The organism is Dongia sp. (assembly GCF_041918875.1).
Taxonomy (GTDB): Bacteria; Pseudomonadota; Alphaproteobacteria; order Dongiales; family Dongiaceae; genus Dongia.
In genome coordinates, this window is record NZ_JAYRUV010000018.1 from 45,566 (window position 1) to 62,428 (window position 16,863).

Sequence of the window (16,863 nt, forward strand, 5' to 3'; positions counted from 1 at the left end):
CTGAAGGCTGGTGAAATGATCGGCAGGCCTTCAGGATTAGGCGATCTCATGCGCGCGGGCAAGATGCCCGGCGCCGGTCGATTCCGGCTTCAGTCGGCTTTGACACCGTCCAGCGGCAGATCGCCATTCTCGATCGCATGGCGCAGGGCGGCAAGGCCCAGCTCGACCTCCTCCGCCATTTCGCGCGAGCGGCGGATGTCGGCGATATCCATTTCGCCGATCGGGCCGCGCTTGCCGCTGGTCAGGTCGACGATCTGCGCCAGATAGCGGCCCTTGAGCTTGGCCAGCAGCCGCGCCACGCGCTGCACTTCGACGGGGGTGCAGGAATTGACGGCATGAGCCGTCTCGGCCCGGGTGAAGGCGCGGATATCGGCGTTGAGGTGATAGAGATACTGGCCGACGCTGGGCACATTCTCGAACACCTTGGCGCGCTGGGGCGCCTGCGGCGTTGCCGGCCGCATCGGCCGCGTATCGGCAAAGCCTGCCTGGGGGACCTTGAGCGGGGTGACATTGCCATTTGTTTCCGCCTTGCGCGCGCCTAAGTCCATGCGGCTGCGATCGTTCGGTTTTTCAGCGTCGGAGCGCTTCGAGAACATCGATAACATGGGCAGATTCTTCCCCTTGCTTCATCCATCGTCGGGGACGATGCAAGGGATGTGCCGGCATGCGCGGGCAAACCGCAGGGTCAGGCAAACACGAACAGATTGTTGCCGTTCTCGCGCGCCTGCAGCATGGCATCGGTAGCGCGGGAGAGGAGTCCCTCGGCCCCCGTGGCGCTGGTCGGATAGAGCGAGATGCCGACGGCGACATTGATCGCCTCCGGGCCAATGCCGTGGGCGAGCGGCCTGGTCACTTCCTCGATGATCTTCTCGGCGACGATCTGGATATCCTCGACGCGCGGCATCGATTCGGCGAGGATCGCCAGTTGCTGCTGCTCGAAGCGGGCGATCGTATCGCTGGCGCGCAGGATCGGCGCGATGCGTTCAGCCAGCTCGCGCATGGCGACGTCGCGATAGGGCCCGTCTTCTCCCTGCCCGTCGGGCAAATTCTCGATATCGACCAGCATGACGGCGAAAAAATCGCGGTTGCGCTTGGCGCGGCGGACCGCCAGCGACAGTATCTCCCAGAACAGGATCTGGCTGGGCAGGCTGGTCACCGGATCGAACAGGCGCAGGCGCGCCAGCTTTCGTTCCGATTCCTTCCTGGCCAGGGCATAGCGCAAGGCGCGGCGCAGCAGCGGCGGCGACAGATCGGCGCGCGCGATGACATCGGTAGCCCCCGCCGCCTGCGCGCCCTGGGCGATCTGCGAGGCTTCGCTGTCGACCAGGCCGATGACGGGACCGCCGCGCGAAATGGCGGGGATCGCCGCCAGCAGGTTATGGTGGCTGGTGCCGCCGCCACGCAGATCGTAAAGGGCGACACCCTGCGTGCCAGCCTCGGCAAGGGCCTTCGCGGCCTTCTCCGGGTCCGTCACGACGACGAGCGTCACCGCTTCGTGGCCGGCCGCCGAGACGTGAAGCTTCAGTTCGGCGGTCAAGGTCGCGTCGCCCGTCAGTGCAACCAGCGTCACCCTGGAATCGGGGACGGAAAAGAAATGGACGTCGCCGGGCATCTCTAGCTCGCTCCTTGGCTGGGGTTCCGGGCCGGGGTTCCGGGACCGTGACAGAGCCGTTCCTTTCTGGCAAGGCGCTAAGCGTTCCTTGCCATCATGGCCCGCGATAAGTTATGCGGCTGCATGCATCCGGCACCTGAAATCGAGACTCTGTTTACCATCGTACCCCTGCTGGCCGCCCATCCGCGCGCGGCCTGGCGGGTCAGCCTGCTGGGCGGGATCACCAATCGTTCCTTTAGGCTGCAGGCGGCGGATCTGGATCTGGTCCTGCGCTGGCCGGGAACGAGTGCCTCGCGCTATCTCGACCGCCGCGCGGAACCGCTCAATGCGGCCGCCGTTGCCGATCTCGGTATAGCGCCGCCCGTGCTTGCCGCCGATCCCGACGCCGGCTGGTACATCACCGCCTTTGCAAGCGGCGCCGAAGCCCTGCACGATGCGGCGTTCGCCGACCCCGCGACCCTGGCGGCGGCGCTCGATCTTCTGTCGCGGCTGCATCGGTCGAAGATCGCCTTTCCCTTCCGGCAGGGACTCTTCCAGGCGATCGATCTCTATCTGGACCTGGCGCCCGCGCCGGCGATGCGGCAAGCGCGGCGCATGCTAGAACCCGTGCGCCTTGCCCTGCAGCGCAACCCGATGCCGCTGGCGCCTTGCCATATCGATCCGAACCCCGCCAATTTCCTGCGCCGTGCCGATGGCCGGCTGCTGCTGATCGATTGGGAATTCGCCGCCATGGAGGAGCCGCTCTGGGATCTCGCGGCGGTGTCGATGGAAACGGGTCTCGGTGTCGCGGCGGAAACAGCGCTGATCGAACCGCGGATCGGTGCCGCGCAGATGCCGCGCTTTGAACTATATAAGACCACGCTCAATCTGGTCGCCGCCAGCTGGTGCGAGGCGGAGATGGTGGCCGGCAACGACTCGCCATACCTCATTGCCTTGCGTGACGCGCGCTTGCACCGGCTCGGCGAACGCCTTGCCCATCCGCGCCATGCCGAATGGCTGGGCCGAGCCTGATTCCCGCACCGCTTGACAAACAAGCCCGTCCTCGCAGAAAGTGGCCGCCACTCAACGGGGTGCCCCATTTTTCCAGGGGCTGAGAGAAGCGAATGGGCGCTTCAACCCGCGGAACCTGATCCGGGTCATGCCGGCGGAGGGATATGAGTCAGCGATTGAAGCTCCGTCAGCGCCAATCCCGATTTCTATCTTCCGCCGGCACCCCCAGCGGAGGAGATGAAATCATGCGGCTGCGCCATCTGTTGCTTTCCACCATCCTGGCTTCGGCCGGCCTTCTCGCGGCGAACGCCGCCGGCGCCGACGAAAAGCCGGTCCTGACCGTCTACACCTATAATTCCTTCACCAGCGAATGGGGCCCGGGCCCGGTCCTGGAAAAGGCTTTCGAAGCGCAGTGCCAGTGCGACGTTTCCTGGGTGGCGCTGGAAGACGGCGCCGCCTTGCTGGCGCGGCTCAAGCTCGAAGGCGCGAACACCAAGGCCGATGTGGTGCTGGGCCTCGACACCAATCTCACGGCCGAGGCGAAGGCTACCGGCCTCATCGCGCCGCACGGCGCCGATCTCTCCGGTCTTGCCCTGCCGATCGACTGGCGGGATGCGGATTTCGTGCCCTACGATTGGGGCTATTTCGCCTTCGTCTATGACAGCGAGAAGCTGAAAGACCCGCCACAGAGCCTTGCCGAACTCATCGACGGCAAGGATGCGCCGAAGATTCTCATCCAGGATCCGCGCACCAGCACGCCGGGGCTCGGCCTCGTCATGTGGCTGGGCGAGGTTTACGGCGAAAGGGCCGGCGATGCCTGGGCCGGGCTGAAGCCGAAGATTCTCACCGTGACCAAGGGCTGGAGCGAGGCTTACGGCCTCTTCACGCAAGGGGAGGCGCCGATGGTGCTCTCCTATACGACTTCGCCCGCCTATCACCAGATCGTGGAGAAGACCGACCGCTACAAGGCGCTGGTCTTTCCGGAAGGGAATTACATGCAGGTCGAGGTCGCGGGGCGGACGACAAGCTCGACCCATGCGGATCTCGCCAGATCCTTCCTGCAATTCCTGATTTCGGCTGAGGCGCAGAAGATCATCCCGACCACGAACTACATGTATCCGGTGCGCGATATCGGCGCCGACCTGCCGCAGGAATTCGCCGCCCTGTCCAAGCCGCGGAAATCGCTGCTGCTCTCGGCCGACGATGCCGCGGCCCACCGCGACGATTGGATCAGGGCATGGGTCGAGAGCATCAGCCAGTAACGCGGATCGGGACGGGGAGGGTGGGCGCATTCTCCGCGTCTGTCCTTACCGGTTTCGGACTGGCGGCGGTCCTGGCGGGGTTTGCCGTCGCCGTTTTCGTGCTGTTGCTGGTGGCCGGCGGCGGTGGCGAATCCGCCATATCCTTCGCCTATCTGGGCCGGGTTCTCGGCTTCACCTTGTGGCAGGCGCTGCTCTCGACTCTCTTGTCGCTGCTTTCAGCCGTTCCGATGACGCGGGCTTTGGCGCGGCGCGCGGCGTTTCCCGGCCGCGCATGGCTGCTGCGGATGTGCGCGCTCCCCATGGTGATGCCGACCATCGTCGGCATTTTCGGAATCGTCGCGGTCTATGGCGGCAGCGGCTATCTCGCGAGCGCCGCCGCCGGCATGGGGGTGGACTGGCAGCCGCGCCTCTATGGGCTGGGCGGCATCCTCGTCGCACACGTCTTCTTCAATTTACCGCTGGCCATCCGTCTGCTGCTGCCGGCCTATGCCGCGGTGCCGCCGGAAAGTTGGCGCCTCGCCGCCCAGCTCGGCATGGGCGGGCGGGACGTGTTCCGCTTCATCGAGCTGCCGCTCCTGCGCCAGCAATTGCCGGGTATCGCCGTCATCGTGTTCATGCTGTGCTTCACGACCTTCGCCGTGGCGCTGACGCTGGGCGGCGGGCCCGCCGCGACCACGCTGGAGGTGGCGATCTATCAGGCATTGCGCTTCGATTTCGACTTGCGCCTGGGAGCGATGCTCGCCTTGCTGCAAGTGGTGCTTTGTGCCGGCGGCGCATGGGCCGTGTGGCGCGCGGGGCGGGAGATGGCGCTGGGCACCAGCACGCGTCTCTCGATCCGCCGCTATGACGGCAACGGCCTGCAGGCGCGTCTTATCGACTATGCACTCATCCTGGCGGGCGCCCTGTTCCTCGCCTTGCCGGTGGTGGCCCTGCTGCAAAGGGGGATTGCCGGGATGAAGGCCGCCGCCGCCCCGGCCAGCCTTATCGATGCGTCGTTCGTCAGTCTCGCTCTGGGCCTTGCCGGCGGCGCGCTCGCAACTGTTTGCGGCTATTTCCTGGCGCAGGCGCGCCAGCGCCTGATCGCGCGCGCTTATCGGCGTAGCGCCGTTTTCCTGGGCCTTGTCGGGCGATTCGGCCTTTTCGTTTCGCCGATGGTGATCGGCACGGGCATTTTCCTGGCGGCTGCCGGACGCGTCGATCTCTACCGCCTGGCCATGCCGGGCGTCATGATCCTGAATGCGGCGATGGCTCTGCCTTTCGTGCTGGGCATCCTGGAGCCGGCCCTGGGCGTCGCCGCCGAGCGCCATGACAAGCTCTGCGCGGCCCTGGGCATCAAGGGCTGGCATCGCTGGCGCGAAATCGACTGGCCGACCCTGCGCCGGCCCGTTGGCACGGCGCTGGCGCTTGCCAGCGTCATCTCGATGGGCGATCTCGGCGCCATCGCCTTGTTCGGCAATCAAGACCTGGTCAACCTGACTTTGCTGCTCTATGGCCAGCTCGGCGCCTATCGCCTGGAAGGAGCCGCCAGCACGGCGCTCGTCCTGCTGGCGCTGACCTTGGCCGCTTATGCAACGATCGAACGCGTGGTGGGTGGCCGTGAGCTACATTGAGGTAACGGGTCTCGAATTCACCTATGAAGACCTGCTGATGCATTTCGACCTCGGCGTCGAGCAGGGCGATGTGATGGCCGTCATCGGCCCGAGCGGGGCGGGGAAGAGCACGCTGCTGGCCTTGATCGGCGGCTTCGAGACGGCGCAGACCGGCCGCATCGCCGTCGCTGGCGTGGATATCACGGACCTTGCCCCCGATGCGCGGCCGGTGACGACGCTGTTCCAGGATCACAATCTCTTTGCGCATCTCAGCGTCGTGCAGAATGTAGGGCTGGGACTTCATCCGGGCCTGCGCCTCAACGCGGCGGAGAAGGATGCGGTCGCCTGGGCGCTGAGCGAGGTCGGGCTTTCCGGTTTCGAGGACCGCCTGCCGGGCCAGCTTTCGGGCGGCGAGCGCCAGCGTGTCGCCATCGCCCGCTGTATCCTGAGGAAGCGCCCTGTGCTGATGCTGGATGAAGCCTTTGCCGCGCTGGGACCCGCCCTGCGGCGCGAGATGCTGAACCTGGTCCTGTCGCTCAAGGACCAGAACGGCCTGACCGTGCTGATGGTGACCCACGATCCGGCGGACGCGGCCTTCGCCGCCGATCACACCGCCTTCATTGCCGCCGGCAAGGTCGCCGTGAGCGGTCCGACGGCCGAGGTGCTGGCATCACGGCACCCCGCCATCCGCGACTATCTGGGGACGTGAGAGACTGACGCGACAACCCCTCACCCCGGCCCTCACCCCGCTGTCGCGGGGCGAGGGGGCTTAATGATCAGGCCGCGAGCAGGGGCCGGCGCGAGGTGATGAATTCCTCTGTCTGCGAGAGGAAGCGGTCGATATCACCGTCGGTCAAGGCGAGGCTCAGCGCCATGTAGCCGCGCCGGGCGAAGAAGAGGCCGGCGGCGATGAAATCGAGATGCATCAGCTTATGCAGCTTGCCGTGCTGCGCTTCTTCTTCCGCCGAAAGATGCTGCGGCCGGTCGACGATCTCCCTGGTGAAGTGGAGGCCGATGAAGGAACCGTAACCGGTCGTACTCAGCCCGATATCGTGCTTTTCGCCGAGCGCATTCAATCCGTCGCGCAGGCGGTCGCCCTTGGCATTGAGTTCCATCGCGGCCGCCGGCGTGTAGATGTCGCGCAGGCCCGTGAGGCCCGCCGCCATGCTCAGCACATTGTTGTTGAAGGTGCCGGCATGGGGCCAATGGCCGGGCTTTTCCGGATCGTAATGGCCCATGATATCGGCCCGCCCGCCAAAGGCGCCGAAGGAGGAGCCGCCGCCCAGATATTTGCCGAGGGTCGTCATGTCCGGGGTGACGCCGAGGGCCGCCTGCAGGCCGCCGGAGGAGAGGCGCGAGGTCATGACTTCGTCGAAGATGAGAATGATGTCGAGTTCGCTCGCGGCCTGGCGGAGCGCGCTGAGGAAATCCTTGCGCGCCGGCAGGCAGCCGCCGCTGCCCAGCATCGGTTCGACCAGGATGGCGGCGAGGTCACTGCCATGGCGGCGGATGAGGTCGAGCGTGCCCTCGACATCGTTATAGGGGGCGACGATCCAGTCGAGCGGCAGGTTGATGGGAATGCCGCCATGGCCGAAATAAAGCACCCCGCCATGATAGCCGCCGTCGAACACCATGATCTTCCTGCGGCCCGTATGGGCCTGCGCCGTCATCAGCGCAAAGACATTGGCTTCCGTTCCGGAATTGCAGAAGCGCAATTGCTGCAGCGAGGGAAAGCGGTTCTTGAGCAGGCCCGCGAGCTCGGCCTCATAGATATTAGGCCCGCCCAGCACGGTGCCGTCGTCGATCGCGCGCTTGAGCGCCGCCTGGATCTTCGGATTGGAATGGCCGTAGAGGCCGGCCGAATATTCGCCGAGGAAGTCCGTGTAGGTGTGACCGTCGAGATCGGTCAGCACGGCGCCTTCGCCCTTGCTCCAGGCCAGGGGAAAGGGCGAATAATGGAGGACAGTCCGGGTATTGCCGCCCGGCATGGCGCTCCGGGCGCCCTCATGGCGGGCAAGGCTCGCCGGATTGGCGGCGGCATAGCGGCTTTCCGCTTCGGCAAGGGCGGCATCAAGGGAAACGTTCATGGGGGATCCTCGAATTCGGGGGAGCCGCTTGACAGGGCCCCCATATCGTCGATTAGAGTGGCTGAAAAGCTGTATACAGCTAATTATAACGCATTGTTGCGGCGCAGCAAATGCGCTCACCATCTCTTTTAGCCCATTTGTGCAATTTGGGCGAGGGGCGCTAGGGTGGTGCGGACAGGTCGGAACAACCGACCGGCGATATCGACGACAGGGTTTGAAACGATCGGGAGAAGAAAATCATGTTGATGAGGAAGTTCGCGCTGGCGACCGGCGTGGCGGCGCTGCTGGCTTTTTCGGCCGGCACGGCGTCGGCGGAGACGGTGCTCAACCGCGGGATCGGCGCCACCATCGGCACGCTCGACCCGCATATCAATTTCCTCGCCTGGGAAGGCTGGGTGCTCGACGACGCCTATGAAGGGCTGGTGGGCAGCGATGCCGCCGGTGCCGTCATTCCGGGTGCCGCCGAAAAGTGGGACATCAGCGACGACGGCCTCACCTATACCTTCCATCTGCGCGCAGGCCTCAAATGGTCGAACGGCGATCCGCTGTCGGCGCAGGATTTCGTCGACGGCATCATCCGCACCATCTCGCCCGATACCGCCTCCGACAAATCCTACATCTTCACCTCGACCATCCGCGTCGCCGGCGCGCAGGATTTCGTCGAGGGCAAGAGCAAGGATCCGAAATCGGTCGGCATCTCCGCACCGGACGCCAGTACCCTGGTGCTGAAGCTCGACGCGCCGGCGCCGCATACGCTCTTCGTGCTGGGCTCCTTCTATGCGCCGCCCTTGCACAAGGCGAGTCTGGAGAAGTTCGGCAAGGATTTCATCAAGCCGGGCAATATCGTGACCAACGGCGCCTATATCCTGACCGAGAACGTGCCGCAGAGCCATGTGACGCTGGAAAAGAACCCCAATTACTGGGATGCCGCCAGCGTCAAGATCGACAAGGTCGTCTACCGTGTCACCGAAGATGACAGCACCGCCGTGAAACTGTGGCGCGCGGGCGAACTCGACACCACCGCCGATATCCCGACCGCGCAGATCGATGCGCTGCAGGGTGAATTCGGCGAGCAGGTGCATATCTCGGCCTCGACCGAGACCAACTATATGAGCTTCAACATCACCAAGCCGCCCTTCGACAATATCAAGCTGCGGCAGGCGCTCTCCATGGCGATCGACCGCGAGACGCTGGTCAACAAGGTGGTGAAGGGCGGCTATGTCGTCAACTATGGCTATGTCGTGCCGATTCCCGGCTACGATGCGCCCAAAGTGACCGAGGCCGGCATGAGCAAGGAAGACCGGGTTGCCAAGGCCAAGGCGCTCTATGCCGAAGCGGGCTTCGGTCCCGATAAGCCGGTCTCGCTCACCATCGAATCCAGCAACAACGACGCCTATAAGAAGCAGGCCGAGACCATCGCCGTGATGTGGAAGCAGGTGCTGGGCGTCGATGCCAAGGTGAATGCGCAGGACCGCGACGGCTGGCTCGCGGCATTCAATGCCGGCGGCTGGGATGTGTTCAACGACAACCTCATCGGCGATTTCCCGGGGCCGGAGACTTATCTGGCCTATATGGATCCCCGCGCCGAGGTCGGCTATCACTGGAAGAGCCCGGCTTTCGAGGCGGCCTTCGACAAGGCGATGCCGCTGACCGATCAGGCCGAACGTTGGAAGGTCCTGGCCGAGGCCGAGAAGGCGCTGCTCGACGATTATCTGGTGGCGCCGATCGCCTCCAGTCCCAACCGTCATCTGATCGGCAGCAAGCTCCAGGGCTGGGTGGACAATCCGGCCGACGTGCATCCGACACGCTTCATGTCGCTTTCCGAATAGGATGCGGGCGGGGTGGCGCAGGGAGCGCCGCCCCGTCACAGCCTGGCCGCCACTGGAAGCTCATGCTCACTTACGCCATCCGCCGCGTGCTCGGCGCCATCCCGACCTTGATCGCGCTGGCGGTGATCAGCTTTTTCATGATGCGCATCGCCCCGGGCGGGCCCTTTTCGGGCAATCGCCGCGTCCCCGATGAAATCCGCGCCAATGTCGAGCGCGCCTTCCACCTCGACGAACCGCTGTGGATGCAGTTCGGCCGCTGGATCTGGGGTGTGCTTCATTTCGATTTCGGCCCGTCGATGAAATACCGCGACTATAACGTCTCGGAACTGATCGCGATCGGCTTGCCTACCTCGCTTGAAGTCGGCATCTGGGCCATGATCATCTCCACCCTCATCGGCCTTGCTCTCGGCATTGCCGGCGCGCTTCGCCGCAACGGTTCGGTCGACTACGCCGCCGGGGCCGTCGCCATGGTGGGGCTTGCCATTCCGGTCTTCGTCATCGGCCCGGTCCTGCAATTGGCGCTGGGTCTCGATCTACGCTGGTTGCCCATCGCCGGATGGGATGGGACCTGGTCCTTCAAGGTCTTGCCCATCGTCACGCTGTCCTTGCCCGGCATCGCCTATGTCTCGCGCCTGATGCGCGCCAGCATGATCGAAACTCTGCGCAGCAACTATGTGCGGACCGCGCGCGCCAAGGGCATCGGCGCCAGGCGTACGATCATCGCCCACGCCATGCGCGGCGCCATCCTGCCGGTCGTGGCCTATCTGGGCCCCGCCACCGCCGTCACCATCACCGGCTCGATCGTCATCGAGCAGATCTTCCAGATTCCCGGCATCGGCCGCTTCTTCGTCGAAGGGGCGACGGGCCGCGACTATCCGTTGGTCATGGGTGTCACCATGTTCTATGGCGCCATCGTCATCGGCGCCAACATCCTGACCGATCTTGCGCGCAGCTGGCTCGACCCGAAGGTGAGCTATGAGTGATCTGGCCGAAGCCGCCCCGGTGACGGCGCCGCAGAGGGGGCTCTCGCCCTTCCGCGCCTCGCTCTATCGCTTTTCGCGCAACCGCTTGGCGGTCGTCAGCTTCGGTATCCTGCTGCTGATCATCTTCGGTTGCTTCGTCGTGCCGCATTTCATGCCCTATACGGCGGAAGATGCGGATTTCGAGAACCTCTCGGCCCCGGTCGATCTCTTCTCGCTGCATCCTTTCGGCACCGACGATCTGGGGCGGGATCTCCTGCTGCGCGTGCTCGATGGTGGGCAGGTGTCGCTGGCGCTGGGCTTCGTCGGCGCCCTGGCCTCGGTCCTCATCAGCGTCGTCTACGGCGCCACGGCCGGTTATCTAGGCGGACGCATCGACGATCTGATGATGCGCTTCGTCGATATCCTCCTCAGCGTCCCCTTCATGTTCCTGGTGATCATGATCAATGTGAGCCTGGGCGACCTCCTGGGCATGAAGAATGTCTCTCTCTTCATCGCCGTGGTGATCACGCTGTGGCTGACCCCGGCAGTCATCGCACGAGGCCAGGCGGTGAGCCTGCGCAATCGCGAATTCGTCGAGGCGGCACGGGCTGGCGGCATGAGCAGCTGGCAGATCATCTGGCAGCATGTGGCACCCAATTCGGTCAATGTCGTCATCGTCTATTCGAGCCTGCTGGTGCTGGAGGCGATCCTCACCGAGAGCTTCCTTTCGTTCCTTGGCATCGGCGTGCAGGCGCCGGCGGCGAGCTGGGGCACCTTGATTTCCGACGGCGCGCGGGAATTGGAAACGGACGCCCGCCTTCTGCTGCTGCCGGGCGGCTTCCTTGCCTTGACGCTGTTCTGCCTCAACTACATCACCGACGGCTTGCGCGATGCATTCGACCCCAATGAACGCTGAGCAGCCCCTATTGGCCGTCGCGGGCTTGAGCGTGCGCTTCAAGCTGCCGCAGGGCTGGGTGACGGCGCTCGACAATGTCGGCTTCGACATACGGCCCGGCGAAGTGGTCGGCATCGTCGGCGAATCCGGGTCCGGCAAAAGCCAGATGCTTCTTTCCATCATGGGGTTGCTGGCCAGCAACGGCCGCGCCACCGGCAGCGTACGCTTCCGCGGCACGGAACTGCTCAACCGGCCGATGGCGGAACTCGACCATATCCGCGGCTCGTCCCTGTCGATGATCTTCCAGGACCCGATGACCTCGCTCAACCCCTATATGCGGGTGAGCCGGCAATTGACCGAGGTGCTGACCGTGCACCAGGGCATGTCGGAAGCAGCGGCCCTGAAGGCCGCCACCGAGATGCTGGAGCGGGTGCGCATTCCGGAGGCACGACGTCGCATTTCCCTCTATCCGCACGAATTTTCCGGCGGCATGCGCCAGCGCGTGATGATCGCCATGGCCCTGCTGTGTAAGCCGGCCTTGCTGCTGGCCGACGAGCCCACCACGGCGCTCGATGTGACCGTGCAGGCGCAGATCCTGGAATTGATGGCCGAACTGGGGCGCGATCTCGGCACGGCCATCGCCATCGTCACGCACGATCTCGGCGTCATCGCCAGATTGTGCGACCGGGTCGTCGTGCTCTATGGCGGCCGTATCATGGAAGAAGGGCGCATCGACGACATCTTCCACGATACGCGCCATCCCTATACCGAAGGGCTGCTGGCGGCGACCCCGCGCCTCGATGCCGCGACCCATGGCGAGCTTCTTACCATTCCCGGCCAGCCGCGCGCGGCGATGGGCGATCTGCCGGGCTGTCCGTTTGCACCGCGCTGCGCGCTCAAGGCGGAAATCTGCGACGTGACACCGCCGCTCAAATCGGGCAAGGAGGGCCATCGCCTGGCCTGCCATATGCGCGAGGTGCGGGTATGAGCGAGACGTTGCTCAAGGTCGACGACCTCAAGGTGCATTTCCCGATGCGGGCCGCGCATCTTTTCGGCGGGACTGGGGCGCCGGTGCGCGCGGTCGATGGCGTGTCGCTGGAACTCAGGGCCGGCGAGACGCTGGGCATCGTCGGCGAATCGGGCTGCGGCAAGACCACCTTGGGCCGCGCCATCCTGCGCCTCATCGAACCGACCGACGGCCGTGTGCTGTGGATGGGGCAGGATCTGCTCGGTCTCGATGGGAGAGCCATGCGCCAGGCGCGCCGGCATATGCAGATCATCTTCCAGGATCCGCTGGCCTCGCTCGATCCGCGCATGTCGGTCGAGACCATCATCGGCAAGCCCTTGCGCATCTTCCATCCCGAACTCGACCGCAAGGCGGTGCGGCAGCGCGTGCTGGAGACGATGGAGCTGGTGGGCCTCTCGCCCGCCATGGCCAATCGTTTCCCGCACGAATTCTCCGGCGGACAGTGCCAGCGCATCGGCATTGCGCGTGCCATCATCCTGAAGCCCAAGCTCATCGTGTGCGACGAGCCGGTTTCGGCGCTGGATGTTTCCATCCAGGCGCAGATCATCAATCTCCTGATGCGGATCCAGCGCGAGCTTGGCCTCTCCCTGCTCTTCATCTCGCACAATCTGGCGGTGGTGCGGCATATCAGCCATCGGGTGATGGTGCTTTATCTCGGCAAGGTGATGGAAATCGCCGAGCGCGACGATCTCTATGCCAGGCCGCTGCACCCCTACACCCAGGCGCTGATTTCCGCCGTGCCGATTGCCGACCCGCGCACGGAACGTGACCGTGAAAGGCTGCTGCTGGAAGGCGATCTGCCATCGCCGATCAACCCGCCCGCAGGCTGCCGCTTCCAGTCGCGCTGCCCGAAGGCCACCGCGATTTGCGGACAGGCGGAACCGTCGCTGGTCGGCTATGGTAAGCGGCACCTCGCGGCCTGTCATCATATCGAGCCATAGCGCATCATGACCAAATTACCGGATATCGCGGCGCAAGACGCCTTTCTCGACCGTTTGCTGGATCTGCCGACGATCTATTCGGCGGGCCTGTCGCCGGACGGCACGCAGCTTGCCTGGATCTGGGCGAAGCTCGCGCCCACCACCCAACTGTGGTTGCAGCCGGCCGATGGCAGTGCTGGGCCGCGCTGCCTGGTCGATGACGGGCGCGACTGCGATTATTTCGTCTGGGCGCGGGACAGCCGTTCGATCGTCGTCGGGCAATCATCGGGCGGAGACGAGCGGATCAGCCTGCTGCAGGTCTTCCCGGACGGCCGCGCGCCGCGCCGCCTGACGCCGGAAGAGCCGGATTATTACATCCGTGGCGGCGAGATTCTGGCCGACAATCGCAGCCTGGTCTACGCCGCCAATGTCGATCCCGAGAGCGGCGAGGAGATTGAACCGTCCATCGTCTATCTCCACGATATCGAGACGGGCGAGAAAAGGGCGCTGGCGCGGCCGGAAAAGGCCGCCTTCATGTGGCCGCTGGTTTCGCCAGACGACAGGTTCGTTCTCTATGAACGCAAGGATCTCGACCCCGCCGGCTGCCAATTGTGGCTGGCGGCGGTGGATGGCAGCTTCGATCGCGAGATTGTGAATGTCGGTGCGGCGGCGAAGGTGGACGGCGCCTGGTCGCCCGACAGTCGGCATGTGGTGCTGGCGGCCGAGGGCAAGCCGCATCGCCGCATCGGCCTGTGGCATGTCGACACCGCGACCATCGACTGGCTGGTGGACGATGCCGCGCGCAATGCCGAGGACGCCATGTGGCTGAAACGATGCGACAGGATCGTGGTCGAGGAAAACCGCCATGCCCGGTCCCATATGTCGCTGCTCGATCCGGCGACGCGGGCGGAAGCACCGTTTGCGCCGGGCACCGGGACCTACGACCCGGTCGGCGTCACGGCGGGCGGGCAATGGGTGTCCTGGCATTACGACGCGCGCCATCCGGCGCGGCTGCTGCAGCTTGAACCGGCGCCGCCCTATCGGCAGGTGCGGCAGCTTGCCGAGCATCCGACGCGGCCCGGCATCGGCACCGACGAGTTGGTGCCCGCCGAGGATTATCGCTGGAAATCGGTGGATGGGTTGGAAATTCAGGGCTGGCTCTACCGCGCCACGGATGCGGTGCGCGGCACCATCCTGCTGGTCCATGGCGGACCCACCCATCACGACGAGGATTCCTTCGATCCGGAAATTCAATATTACGCCGCCTGCGGGTTCCACGTATTGACGCCGAACTATCGCGGTTCGACCGGTTTCAGCCTGGCCTTCGAGGAATCGATCAGGATCCAAGGCTGGGGCGGGCTGGAGCAGGAGGACATCCGCATCGGCGCCGAGGCGCTGATCCGCGACGGCATCGCCATGAAGGGCAAGGTCGGCATCACCGGCACCTCCTATGGCGGCTATTCCTCCTGGTGGGCGATCACGCATTTCCCCGTGGAGACGATCGCGGCGGCGGCACCCATCTGCGGCATGACCGATCTGGTGGTGGATTATGAGACGACGCGGCCCGATCTGCGGCCCTATTCGGAAGAAATGATGGGCGGCTCGCCGGCGACGGCGCCGCAGCGTTTCCATGACCGGTCGCCCATTCATTTCGTCCAGGACATCAAGGGCAAGCTCCTTATCGTCCAGGGCGATAACGATCCCAATGTGACACCGCAGAACGTGACCGATGTGGTCCGGCGCCTGAAGGCCGCGGGCATCGACTATGAATTGCTCACTTTCGACGATGAAGGCCACGGCATCGGCCGTCCGCGGAATCAGCGCCAGCTCTATCGCCACATCGCCGATTTCTTTTCTCGGGCCTTTTCATGAGTGCGGGTTTCAGCGATCTCGCGGCGCGCTGGACGCGCTATGGCGTCACTTGGACACCCCATGTCTCGAAGGATGGCAAATGGCTCGCCTGGTCGTGGAGCGGCCCGACCGAGGCCGCCAATGTCTGGGTCGTGCCGACGGACGGCTCCGCGCCGCCGCGCCAGGTGACGGATGGCGGCGACCATTTCTTCGTCAACGGCATCAGCGATGACGGAGGCCTGCTGGTTGTTTCGCAAGGGAAGGGCGGCAACGAGCATGACCGGCTCTTCCTGCTGGACGCGGCGGTGGGCAGTCTGCTGCCGCTTTCGCCGGAACAATCGGACCATTATGTCTTTGGCGGCACGTTTCATCCGGACGGCAGGTCGGTTCTTTACACGGCCGATTTCGACTATGCGGCGGGCAAGGGCACCGACGGGTCCTGGCTCTATGCGCGCGATCTGCCCAGGGGCACATGCCGGGTGATCGCCCGCGCTCATTCCATCGTCGACCGTTGCCCGGAAATCAGTCCGGACGGACGGCATGTCCTCTATCATCGCGGCGACCTCCACCCCGCCGGCACGCAGGTCTGGCTCGCCAATTGGGACGGCAGCGGCGACCGAGAGTTCTATAATGCCGGCGCCAAGCTGCGCGCCTATGCGCATTGGCTGGACGATGCGCGCATCCTGCTGCTGGCCGAAACCGGACACCATGCCCGTGTCGGCGTGATGGGCCTTGAGGACGGCAAGGTCGATTGGATCGTCGACGATCCCAACCGCAACATCGAAAGCGTGCTGGCAGGGCATGACGGCAACACCGTCATGCTGGTCGAATTCGTTGAAAGCCGGCTGAAACCCGTGCAACTCGATCTCGCGACACGGCGCGAGACGGTTCCGCGGATTGCGGGGAAGAGTATCCTTCCGCTGCAGCAGACGCCTGATGGTTCCTGGATCGTCGAAACCTATGGCTCGACCGGTCCCCATGCGTTCATGCGCCTGGATCCGGCGGGTCATGCCGCGAAGCTCGCCGCCTCGCTGCCGGACTCGACGGATCTGCGCTTTACAAAGGCGCAGGACTTCCGCTGGACCTCGGGTGACGGCGTGCGCATCCAGGGCTGGCTCTACGAACCCGAGGGCAGCAGCCGCGGCCTCATCGTCTGGGTCCATGGCGGCCCCACCTGGCATAGCGAGGATTGGGGCCATCCGGTTCTCCAATTCCTGGTGCAGGCGGGCTTTACCGTGCTCGATCCCAATTACCGGGGCTCGACCGGCTTCAGCAGCACCTTCCGCGAAAGCATCAAGGAGGATGGCTGGGGCGGGCGCGAGCAGGACGATATCCGGACCGGTATCGAGGCGCTGATTGCCGCCGGCAAGGCGAGACGCGGGCGCATCGGTGTCGCCGGCCTCTCCTATGGCGGCTATTCCTCCTGGGTGGCGATCACGCGCTTTGCCGATCTGGTCGATGCGGCTTGCCCCATCTGCGGCATGTACGAGCTCGGCATCGACTATCACAATACGGAAATGCCCCATGGCCGCGCCTATAGCGAGGAGATGATGGGCGGAACGCCGGAACAGTTCCCGGAACGCTACTTCAACGCCTCGCCGCGCAATTTCGTGGACAAGATCAAGGGCCGGTTGCTGATCGTGCATGGCCTCAGCGACAGCAATGTGTCGCCCACCAACACCGAGCTTGCCGTGAAGGACCTGGATGCGCGCGGCATTCCCTATCGGCTGCTGACCTTCCCGGATGAAGGCCACGGCATCTACAAGCAGGGCAATCGCGCCCGCTGGCTGGAGCGGATGGCGGATTTCTTCGCCGAGGCCTTCGCGCGCTGAGGCGCGG

General features: G+C 64.8%; 14 protein-coding genes and 1 riboswitch. Of the genes, 11 read left to right on the forward strand and 3 right to left on the reverse strand.

Annotated features, from left to right (window positions below):
- Positions 1-89: 89 nt before the first annotated feature.
- Positions 90-605 (reverse strand): hypothetical protein, encoded by a 516-nt coding sequence (locus ACE3TY_RS17745; RefSeq protein WP_374655425.1) that lies wholly within the window; start codon positions 603-605, stop codon positions 90-92.
- 80 nt (positions 606-685) lie between these two features.
- The gene (locus ACE3TY_RS17750) at positions 686-1,612 is read right to left on the reverse strand and encodes a diguanylate cyclase domain-containing protein (protein WP_374655427.1); all 927 of its coding nucleotides are present in this window, start codon (positions 1,610-1,612) and stop codon (positions 686-688) included.
- 96 nt (positions 1,613-1,708) lie between these two features.
- Here ACE3TY_RS17750 and ACE3TY_RS17755 point away from each other — a divergent pair, with 96 nt between their 5' ends.
- From ACE3TY_RS17755 to thiQ, 4 genes are all read left to right on the forward strand, one after another.
- Positions 1,709-2,623 carry a phosphotransferase gene (locus ACE3TY_RS17755; RefSeq protein ID WP_374655429.1) on the forward strand — a complete coding sequence of 305 codons (915 nt, stop codon included), beginning with the start codon at positions 1,709-1,711 and terminating at the stop codon, positions 2,621-2,623.
- A gap of 45 nt (positions 2,624-2,668) precedes the next feature.
- A riboswitch (TPP riboswitch) is annotated at positions 2,669-2,783 on the forward strand.
- Positions 2,784-2,847: 64 nt separating this feature from the next.
- On the forward strand, positions 2,848-3,864 hold the full coding sequence (thiB, locus tag ACE3TY_RS17760) for a thiamine ABC transporter substrate binding subunit (RefSeq protein WP_374655431.1): 1,017 nt from the start codon (positions 2,848-2,850) through the stop codon (positions 3,862-3,864).
- A 20-nt stretch (positions 3,865-3,884) separates the two neighbouring features.
- The gene (gene thiP, locus ACE3TY_RS17765) at positions 3,885-5,474 is read left to right on the forward strand and encodes a thiamine/thiamine pyrophosphate ABC transporter permease (RefSeq protein ID WP_374655433.1); all 1,590 of its coding nucleotides are present in this window, start codon (positions 3,885-3,887) and stop codon (positions 5,472-5,474) included.
- Complete coding sequence (gene thiQ / locus ACE3TY_RS17770; RefSeq protein WP_374655435.1) at positions 5,461-6,162, forward strand: thiamine ABC transporter ATP-binding protein; 702 nt, start codon at positions 5,461-5,463, stop codon at positions 6,160-6,162. The genes thiP and thiQ overlap by 14 nt, the downstream gene beginning before the upstream one ends.
- A gap of 67 nt (positions 6,163-6,229) precedes the next feature.
- On the opposite strand, the gene ACE3TY_RS17775 is transcribed toward thiQ, so the two are convergent.
- Positions 6,230-7,540: an aspartate aminotransferase family protein gene (locus ACE3TY_RS17775; protein WP_374655437.1), complete on the reverse strand. Its 1,311-nt coding sequence runs from the start codon at positions 7,538-7,540 to the stop codon at positions 6,230-6,232.
- Positions 7,541-7,779: 239 nt separating this feature from the next.
- Here ACE3TY_RS17775 and ACE3TY_RS17780 point away from each other — a divergent pair, with 239 nt between their 5' ends.
- The 7 genes from ACE3TY_RS17780 (at position 7,780) to ACE3TY_RS17810 (ending at position 16,856) form a co-directional block, all read left to right on the forward strand.
- On the forward strand, positions 7,780-9,369 hold the full coding sequence (locus ACE3TY_RS17780) for a peptide ABC transporter substrate-binding protein (RefSeq protein ID WP_374655439.1): 1,590 nt from the start codon (positions 7,780-7,782) through the stop codon (positions 9,367-9,369).
- A gap of 62 nt (positions 9,370-9,431) precedes the next feature.
- Entirely contained in the window at positions 9,432-10,352 is a 921-nt protein-coding gene (locus tag ACE3TY_RS17785) for an ABC transporter permease (RefSeq protein ID WP_374655441.1), read from the forward strand.
- On the forward strand, positions 10,345-11,247 hold the full coding sequence (locus ACE3TY_RS17790; RefSeq protein ID WP_374655443.1) for an ABC transporter permease: 903 nt from the start codon (positions 10,345-10,347) through the stop codon (positions 11,245-11,247). Before ACE3TY_RS17785 ends, ACE3TY_RS17790 begins: the two co-directional genes overlap by 8 nt.
- On the forward strand, positions 11,237-12,214 hold the full coding sequence (locus tag ACE3TY_RS17795; protein ID WP_374655445.1) for an ABC transporter ATP-binding protein: 978 nt from the start codon (positions 11,237-11,239) through the stop codon (positions 12,212-12,214). Before ACE3TY_RS17790 ends, ACE3TY_RS17795 begins: the two co-directional genes overlap by 11 nt.
- Positions 12,211-13,194: an ABC transporter ATP-binding protein gene (locus ACE3TY_RS17800; RefSeq protein WP_374655447.1), complete on the forward strand. Its 984-nt coding sequence runs from the start codon at positions 12,211-12,213 to the stop codon at positions 13,192-13,194. The genes ACE3TY_RS17795 and ACE3TY_RS17800 overlap by 4 nt, the downstream gene beginning before the upstream one ends.
- Positions 13,195-13,200: 6 nt before the next feature.
- The gene (locus tag ACE3TY_RS17805; RefSeq protein ID WP_374655449.1) at positions 13,201-15,045 is read left to right on the forward strand and encodes an alpha/beta fold hydrolase; all 1,845 of its coding nucleotides are present in this window, start codon (positions 13,201-13,203) and stop codon (positions 15,043-15,045) included.
- On the forward strand, positions 15,042-16,856 hold the full coding sequence (locus ACE3TY_RS17810) for a prolyl oligopeptidase family serine peptidase (protein ID WP_374655451.1): 1,815 nt from the start codon (positions 15,042-15,044) through the stop codon (positions 16,854-16,856). Before ACE3TY_RS17805 ends, ACE3TY_RS17810 begins: the two co-directional genes overlap by 4 nt.
- Positions 16,857-16,863 lie beyond the last annotated feature (7 nt).

Excerpts from the sequence above, each read along its gene's own strand:
- ACE3TY_RS17745 (WP_374655425.1), bottom strand. The coding sequence starts at position 605 with ATGTTATCGATGTTCTCGAAGCGCTCCGACGCTGAAAAACCGAACGAT.
- ACE3TY_RS17750 (WP_374655427.1), bottom strand. The coding sequence starts at position 1,612 with ATGCCCGGCGACGTCCATTTCTTTTCCGTCCCCGATTCCAGGGTGACG.
- ACE3TY_RS17755 (WP_374655429.1), top strand. The coding sequence starts at position 1,709 with ATGGCCCGCGATAAGTTATGCGGCTGCATGCATCCGGCACCTGAAATC.
- thiB (WP_374655431.1), top strand. The coding sequence starts at position 2,848 with ATGCGGCTGCGCCATCTGTTGCTTTCCACCATCCTGGCTTCGGCCGGC.
- ACE3TY_RS17775 (WP_374655437.1), bottom strand. The coding sequence starts at position 7,540 with ATGAACGTTTCCCTTGATGCCGCCCTTGCCGAAGCGGAAAGCCGCTAT.
- ACE3TY_RS17780 (WP_374655439.1), top strand. The coding sequence starts at position 7,780 with ATGTTGATGAGGAAGTTCGCGCTGGCGACCGGCGTGGCGGCGCTGCTG.
- ACE3TY_RS17785 (WP_374655441.1), top strand. The coding sequence starts at position 9,432 with ATGCTCACTTACGCCATCCGCCGCGTGCTCGGCGCCATCCCGACCTTG.
- ACE3TY_RS17790 (WP_374655443.1), top strand. The coding sequence starts at position 10,345 with ATGAGTGATCTGGCCGAAGCCGCCCCGGTGACGGCGCCGCAGAGGGGG.
- ACE3TY_RS17795 (WP_374655445.1), top strand. The coding sequence starts at position 11,237 with ATGAACGCTGAGCAGCCCCTATTGGCCGTCGCGGGCTTGAGCGTGCGC.
- ACE3TY_RS17800 (WP_374655447.1), top strand. The coding sequence starts at position 12,211 with ATGAGCGAGACGTTGCTCAAGGTCGACGACCTCAAGGTGCATTTCCCG.
- ACE3TY_RS17805 (WP_374655449.1), top strand. The coding sequence starts at position 13,201 with ATGACCAAATTACCGGATATCGCGGCGCAAGACGCCTTTCTCGACCGT.
- ACE3TY_RS17810 (WP_374655451.1), top strand. The coding sequence starts at position 15,042 with ATGAGTGCGGGTTTCAGCGATCTCGCGGCGCGCTGGACGCGCTATGGC.